This is a genomic window from bacterium (assembly GCA_021372535.1).
Lineage (GTDB): Bacteria > Latescibacterota > Latescibacteria > Latescibacterales > Latescibacteraceae > JAFGMP01.
In genome coordinates this window covers 1-7,834 of sequence record JAJFUH010000204.1, presented here as the reverse complement: position 1 = coordinate 7,834, position 7,834 = coordinate 1, and the positions used below count along the sequence as shown (strand labels likewise).

The window sequence follows — 7,834 nt, the reverse complement described above, 5'->3', positions numbered from 1 at the left end:
TTATTGACCAGAATATCGATCCGTCCCCATCGCTCAAGAACTGTATCGACACAATTTTTTGCCTGCTCCTCATCGGAAACGTCCGCCTGAATCTGAAAACTGTCGCTGCCGTTTTCCTGGAGATGCCGGGCGACGTTCTGCGCCCCTTTCTCGTCTCCCCATGAGTTGACGCACACTTTTGCGCCGGATCGTCCGAGCAGGAATGCCGTTGCTCGTCCGATTCCGCTGGATGCGCCGGTAACGAGTGCAATCTTATCCGTGAGATTCATGATTGTTCTCCGGTTTCCATATCAGAAAAAATCAATAAAAAAGAAGTGCTGAGAATGTATAGTCTTCAATATCTGGTATTTCAATGCCGGACGGGTCTCCCGATAATTGGAAGATTGGCCCGAAAGCAGATAATTTATACGGTTATCCAGTTAAATCAGCTGAGATAATTGATCCTCCTCGGCTTCGCCGTGTCCCCCTTATAAAAGAAAGGGGGATAAAAGTGCCCCCAAAGCCGCTCCCCCTTAAAAAGGGAGGATACCGCAGGCAGGGGGGATAATATACTATCGGAAAAAATTATCAATTCTGATTATAAGGTTTTCTATGCTTATCAAACTGGATAAACGGATAATATAATTGTCATTTCCAAGAACGAAGTGAATTGGATATCCAGCATTACTACCGCACTGTCATGATTATGAAACAATGGATTTCCGTTTTCACGGGAATGACATGTAACCATATCCAAAACACTTCATTTGTACGTTTCATGAACTCATCGAATAACCTGATTTATTTTCATCTCTATTTCTCCATTTCCTTCAGCAGCAGCCAGCTGTAGAGAAGCTGCCGGGGCAGGTGAAAACAGCATTTCCAGCTCGATCCCTTGAAGCGGTGTGATACCGTGCCGTCACGGTGCAGGTAGCCGAACCATTCCCCGTATTCGGGATCGGGATGGTGGGTGAACGAGTACTCATGGACACGGTCGTACCACTGCTCATATATCGGGTCGCCCTTGAGCTTGTGAGCGAGCAGGAGGGCGTAGAGCGCCTCGTTATGGCACCACCAGAGCTTCATGTCCCATTCGAGCGGCAGGGGAGGTTTCCCCTCGGAATCGAGGAAATAGAACAGCCCGCCGAATTCTTTGTCCCAGCCGAATTCGAGCATCCAGATCATCATGTCGCATGCGCGGCCGATAATCGACTTATCTTTGCGGGCGACTCCCTCCTGCATGAGAAACCATGACGATTCGATTGCATGACCGGGAAGCACGAGACGCCCCTCGGGGATGTCGAGCATCAGCGAGCCGTCCGGCGCCACCTGCTCGAAGAGGAGCTTCCGTTCGGGATGAACATGGAGGTCGAGCACTTTCGTAAGACACCGGTCTGTTACCGCGCGGTATTCGTCCGTTTCGCCGTCGAGGAGCGTCATCTCCCTTGTCACGTTGAGAAGAATCATGGGGATCGCGTGATCGATCATGGAACGGGCGCCCTGAATCGCTTTCTGGCTTCCTGCGACCGGTGTTTCTGCCCACTGGACGACCTTTCTGTAGAGACCGCGGGCGAGACGGGCTGCATCCTGGTCACCGGTGACCAGGGCGTAACGAACGCCTGCGATGATGATGAACGTTTCGGAAAAAATCTTGCGCGGCATGGTAAGCGGTGTGCCGTCACGCTTGAAGCTGTAATACGCCCGCCCGCTTTCGTGGAAAGCGTGTTTGATGATGAAATCCCAGCCGAGCTTTGCCATCTCAAGCCATTCGGGCCGCTTCTCCACCGTATGGCAGAGGGTCGAGAAAAACCATACCTCGCGCGCCTGCGGCCACATGAACTTGTCGGTGCTGTACGGGGTACCGTCCCGGTCGAGCAGGGTGAAATAACCGCCGTACTCACGGTCGGGGGAATTCTTCATCCAGAACGGTATGACATCGTCGAACAGGGTATGCTCGTAATGTTTTCGAAGGTTCGTGATCTTTGCCGCATCCATGGTGTTCTCCCTGTTGGGTGTATATGGTTAATCCGACCTGTCCACAGGTTTAACGGAACGCAGATTCACGCGGATCAGGCGGATTTACACGGATTTGTATTTTTTTATATATTTTTTCAGATATGAATGATTAATGATTACTAAAGATAGTATAAATAATCTATTATTTTTATTTTCGTCTTTATCGTTAGCCCGATCTATTCATGAATTAATTGAATGTGGATTTTTTCCACAGTTGGCAACCACGGGGGGGGTGCCCCTACAATAAAAAAACACGAACAATTATTTCGTCATGTATAAAAACGATCCGTTATGACTTTTTGTGCCTTCCTGCTGCGAAGCAGCGCAACGCGGTGAGTATGGTGAAATATTTTCATGAATAATCAGGGTTAAATATATATTTACGAAATTATTCGGGTTAACTGAATATGGTAATCCGCGCTAGTCCTGATACCCGATTGTTATCACGATCATATCATAGAAAGAATTAATATGTCAAACCGTCTCCCCGCAAATAAAAAAAGCGGATACTACGAAAATATACTGTCAGTAAGGAAACATTCATTCTCCGGATAAATTACTGTAATTGACCGTGAAACAATGAATTATGAAAATACAGCATCGGGTACGGCATGATCCCGGACAGCTTTTTCTTGCACACGAGGGTTTTTTTACATTACCTTATGCATTACTGTAAGTTACGGGAGATAAGGTGAAACACGATATTTCCATCATCATGCCTGCCTTCAACGAGGAGGCATGTATATACGAAAACATCAGGAAAACCCGTGAGATCATGTTCGATACCGGGCTTTCCGCGGAGATCGTCGCGGTCGATGACGGTTCCGCCGATGATACGCTCGGTGAAATCCGCCGCGCCGCCAGCGATTTCGATAACGTCACCGTGGCACGGAATATCCGCAACATGGGCAAGGGAATGGCGCTCAGGAGCGGATTCGAGCGGTCGACCGGGGACATTGTCGTTTTTCTCGATGCCGATCTTGATATCGATCCATCCCAGATTCGCAGTCTCGTAACGCTGCTGGAAGAAACTCCCTGCGATATCGTGGTAACCTCGAAGCATCATCCCGAATCGAAGCTCCGGTATCCGTTTTCCCGAAAAATTGCGAGCTGGATATACTATTTCATGATCAGATACCTTTTCAGCCTTCCGGTGAGGGATACCCAGACCGGGCTCAAGGTTTTCAGGCGAAAGGTTCTCGATGATGTTCTCCACCGTCTGCTGGTCAAGAAATTCGCCTACGATGTCGAGCTTTTGGCAACGGCGGTCAGATTCGGATACAGGCTCAGGGAAGTGCCGGTTGTGATCGAGTTCAAGCGCGACCTCAAATGGGGCCGTATCCGTATCGAGGATGTGATAAGCCTCTTTATCGATACCCTTGCGGTGTTTTACCGCCTGAAAGTCATGCGGTATTATGACGGCGACCGTCCACGATTTTCACCGGTTCGCAAAAAAGTGCTTGTTGTCGTACGGGGATGCCCGCCATCTCCCGAAGTGACCGAATGTCTTAAAACATATGACGGAACCCGGATAGCGTGTATCGGCAATGATGCTCACCAGGGAGAGAGCGCAGACTATACGGTTTTTCGTACGGAACTTGATGTATTCAAATGGCTCAGCGCCAATAAGGATTCATACGATATTCTCGGATTTCTCGGCTCGAACTGCCTTCCCATGGGGGTCTGGGTTGACTATGCGGTGAGTAATTTTGACGATTCTGAGGTCAGTGTCGTCTGCGGTCCACTGATACCCGGCGGTTTTAAGTCGCGATTGGAAAAAGCGGCTGGAATGGTCTTTTCTTCCGGAATAGTGAGAGGCTCCGATGCATACCTCTATTCTTTCAGACCTGTCCGTCATGTTCACAGGGCTTCGATGGAAAATGTTTTTATCCGGGCCGAAGTTTTCTTTGCTGAACACCCCGAAAACCACGGATTCACGAAATCCGGCGGATTTTTCAGTACTTCGGCATCGTCTCTTGGGAATATACAGTATGATCCCGATGTCGCCGTGCTGAAAAAGGTGCCGTCTCTGTTCATGCCATACATCCGTTCCGCCGCGAGAGAGGCATTTTCCTGCGGGTATGGTATTTCAACCGGCAGAGAAGGATTACGGAACCTGTGGCGCCTTGTTTTCACGATTATCTGGACTATTCTTCTCGCAGGGTGGGCAGTTCTGCCGTCGGAAGGATATACCATGGCGTGGTATGTTTACGGTGCAGTGGTTATTCTGACTGCTCTGGCGTGTTTTGATCTCCTTTCGACACCCTTTTTTACGCTCGGCATTGTATGCGATCATTTTATTCGCGCATGGGCATTTCCCGCCGGGCTTATCAAAGGTATTTTCACCGGAGCAGAAAACCGGAAGAGAGGCGGAACGGCCTGATGTTCGATATCCGGGGTGCATCCCTCATTTCGGTCAAGCATACTTACTTCGAGTCGCCGGGTACACCGGAGGCAGAACTCGTCCGTTATCTCCGGGGGCGCGCATCATCGATCCTCACAATCAGTCACCCCTTCCCTGAAGCCGTGCACATCCCGCTCAACACCATGATTGTCGAGTATGGCCCGGACGGCGCGGTCGTGCATGAAACGACGGCTCCTCCCGTTCGCGGGAATGCCTTGCTTTTCTACCTCAAAGACCTTATTTTTTCTGTACATTATGTATTCAGGAGCGGGCGGATATATGACCTGTATGTCGGCTCCGACAACCTGAACACCCTCGCAGGGCTCGTACTCAGGATGTTCGGGCGAGTCCGCAGAGTGGCGTTCTATGTGATCGATTTTACGCCGGTTCGTTTCCCGGGCCGCGTGATGAATGCCCTGTACCAGGGTATCAACAGGGTGTGCTGCTACCATGCGGATGTCATCTGGAACGTTTCGGAGGCGATGCCGGAGGGCCGCGAGTCGATCGGCATCCGGAAGGACCTTTCAGCGCCGCAGATAACCGTCCCGCTCGGTTGCACGTTCAATGCCATACCGCGGAAACCGGTACGGGACATCGATCCGCATGCCATCGTGTATTTCGGCGCGCTCAGGGAGGAGCACGGTCCGGGGCTGATTCTCGATGCTCTCCCGTCGGTGCTCGAACGGTTTCCCGATACGACCGTCGTGTTTGCCGGGGACGGCGAACTGAGGGGGATGCTCGAAAAGCGGGCGAAGGAGAACGGGATAGAAGCCCATGTCCGTTTTACCGGTTTTCTCAGGTCGGACGGGGATATTTACGACGTTCTCACGGGCTGCGGGCTGGCGCTCGCGACTTATCCCCCCGGGGATGACACGTATAAGAAATATGCCGATCCCGGGAAGGTGAAAATATATCTCGGCTGCGGGCTTCCGGTACTCATCACCGATGTCCCTTCGGTCGCGCGCGAGATAGAATCGAAGGGAGCCGGGGTCATAGTCAGGCACGATCCCGAAGACCTGGCGAGGGCCATCAGCGGGATATTCGCCGACAGGGACGGTTATGAACGCATGAGGGAACGTGCCGTGGAGATGGCGGCAGAATACGACTGGGACGCCATTTGGGAGCGGACATTTGCGGCGCTCGATTTCAAGACCAGATGAGAGAGGCGGGGTATGAACGAAAATCCGTTGAAACTATCCGTCGTGGTGCCTGTCTATAACGAGCGCGAGAGCCTCGAAGAGCTTTACGGCGAGATCAAAAAGGCTTTCGATACCATGCACGAGACGGGCGAGATCATCTTTGTCGATGATGGTTCGAGAGACGGCTCATACGATGTGCTCACGCAGCTCCGGGAAAAGGATGTGCAGGTCAGGGTGATCCGTTTTCTGACGAATTACGGCAAGGCTGCCGCGCTCCGTGCCGGATTCGAAGCGGCGGGAGGCTCGTATGTTGTCACCATGGACGCAGACCTCCAGGACGATCCCGCAGAAATACCCGCCCTCATCGGGGCGCTCGAGGGCGGTCTCGACATGGTTTCGGGCTGGAAAAAGAAGCGTCATGATCCGCTGTCAAAAACGATACCATCGAAATTCTTCAACGCCATTGTCCGGTTTTTCAGCGGGCTGAACCTGCACGATTTCAACTGCGGTCTCAAGGCGTACCGGAGGGATGTGATCAAGTCACTTACGCTCTACGGCGATCTTCACCGCTACATCCCCGTGAGCGCGAACTTTAACGGCTTCAGGGTCGGAGAGATCGTGATACACCACCGACCGAGAAAGTACGGCAGCTCGAAATACGGCTCGAAACGGCTCATTTCGGGATTTCTCGATCTCCTTACGGTTATTCTGCTGACCCGGTATACCTCGAAGCCGCTCCATTTCTTCGGTTCTGCCGGGCTGGTGTTCTGCTTTCTGGGCGGCCTTGTGAATCTCTACATCGTGAAGCTCTGGATTGACAGCGGATTTCGCAATATTCAGGGACATCAGCCGCTCCTGGTTGGCGGCGTGTTTCTTTTCCTGCTGGGAATCCAGTTTATTTCGACCGGTCTCCTGGCGGAACTCATAACCCACAGCAGGATGGAAAAGGCGGGAACCTTCCGCGTCGATTCCACACCCACTCCATGAAAATCTGTGTGCTGACACATACTTATCCGCGTTTTACCGGCGACATCAATGCCCCATTTGTCGAACAGCTCATGGAGCATATTGCGCGGCGGGGGAACGATGTGTCCGTGCTTACGGCGTATGATCCGGCATGGAACCGTCAGCCCGGCGACCATACGGTCGATCTCCGGACATACCGCTATGTCTGGCCCGACAGTCTCCATATTCTCGGCTATTCGCGGACTATCGAGGGGAATGTGCGGTTCAGAAAACGGGTGATGGCGCTGTCGCCGCTCCTCTTTCTCGCGGCAAATAGGACATTTAAACGTCTTGTTCTCGAAAAGAAACCGGATATTCTCCATGCCCACTGGATTCTCCCCAACGGTTATATCGCGGCCCGTGTTTCGAGGGCGACCGGAGTGCCGCTCATTATCCAGCTCCACGGCTCCGATGTCTTCACCGCCGAAAAAAACGCCCTTTTCCGGAGCATGGCGCGATTCGCGGCTTCGCAGGCGACGTACATATTTTCACCGAGCCCCGACCTCACTGCACGGCTCCGCGCCATCGGAATCGATACACGTAAATGCGGTCTTGTACCCAACACCGTGGAATCGGATTTTTCCGCAAATGTAACCGGAGCGGATGTCCACCGGCTTCGCGGCAGGCTGGGGATTCCACCGAACAACCGTATTGTCCTCGCAATGGGGCGGATGGTTCATGTCAAGGGATTCACCTACCTTCTCGATGCCTTCCGCACGATTGCAGCCGGGCATGAACATGTGACGCTCGTTCTGGCAGGCGGGGGAGTACTTTTCGATGAAATGAAGGAATACGCCGCCCGTCTCGGTCTCGAAAACCGTGTCGTCATGCCAGGCGCGGTCATGCGGGACGAGGGTCCCGTTTATTTCAGAATGGCCGATCTCCTTGTTGTGCCGTCGATACGGCATGAGAGCGGGGCGGTGGACGGTCTCCCCGTCGTGGTACCAGAAGCGATGGCGGCGGGACTTCCGATAGTCGCCTCGAACGTGGGAGGCATCCCCGTTCTGGTCAGGGACGGAATAACCGGTATACTGGTCAGTGAACGCGATACGGCTGCTCTCGCGGAGGCGATCGGCCGTCTCATCGGAAATGACGAGCTCCGCAATACTCTTGGCAGCCGGTCGCGGCGTGTGATCGAGCGGAGTGTCAATTACGATACGGTCGCGGAGTATATGACCTCCGTCTATGAAGCAATTGCGGTGAAGCGGACTCCGCCGGAAGCTGTTCCGCCGTTTCCGATAATCATGGAATGATGCAGTACGGGTGCTTTTTTTTCGCTGACATGACAGGA

Annotated in this window: 6 protein-coding genes; 4 read left to right on the top strand and 2 right to left on the bottom strand. The window is 52.7% G+C overall.

Annotated features, from left to right (window positions below; all coding sequences use genetic code 11):
* Together LLG96_17615 and LLG96_17610 are read right to left on the bottom strand one after the other, a co-directional pair.
* Positions 1-269 (bottom strand): SDR family NAD(P)-dependent oxidoreductase (locus tag LLG96_17615; GenBank protein ID MCE5252025.1); only part of this gene is annotated, 269 nt, incomplete at its 3' end.
* Between the two features lie 523 nt (positions 270-792).
* Positions 793-1,974: an AGE family epimerase/isomerase gene (locus LLG96_17610; protein ID MCE5252024.1), complete on the bottom strand. Its 1,182-nt coding sequence runs from the start codon at positions 1,972-1,974 to the stop codon at positions 793-795.
* Positions 1,975-2,686: 712 nt separating this feature from the next.
* Here LLG96_17610 and LLG96_17605 point away from each other — a divergent pair.
* Genes LLG96_17605 through LLG96_17590 form a run of 4 tightly spaced genes read left to right on the top strand, consistent with a single transcriptional unit; the run spans position 2,687 to position 7,796 of the window.
* A complete protein-coding gene (locus LLG96_17605) occupies positions 2,687-4,378 on the top strand; it encodes a glycosyltransferase family 2 protein (protein ID MCE5252023.1) in 1,692 nt (563 codons plus the stop codon).
* Positions 4,378-5,559, top strand: coding sequence for a glycosyltransferase (locus tag LLG96_17600; protein ID MCE5252022.1), 1,182 nt, complete (start codon positions 4,378-4,380; stop codon positions 5,557-5,559). The genes LLG96_17605 and LLG96_17600 overlap by 1 nt, the downstream gene beginning before the upstream one ends.
* A 12-nt stretch (positions 5,560-5,571) precedes the next feature.
* Positions 5,572-6,525, top strand: a complete 954-nt coding sequence (locus tag LLG96_17595; protein MCE5252021.1) for a glycosyltransferase family 2 protein — start codon at positions 5,572-5,574, stop codon at positions 6,523-6,525.
* Positions 6,526-6,533: 8 nt separating this feature from the next.
* Complete coding sequence (locus LLG96_17590) at positions 6,534-7,796, top strand: glycosyltransferase (protein MCE5252020.1); 1,263 nt, start codon at positions 6,534-6,536, stop codon at positions 7,794-7,796.
* Positions 7,797-7,834: the final 38 nt, after the last annotated feature.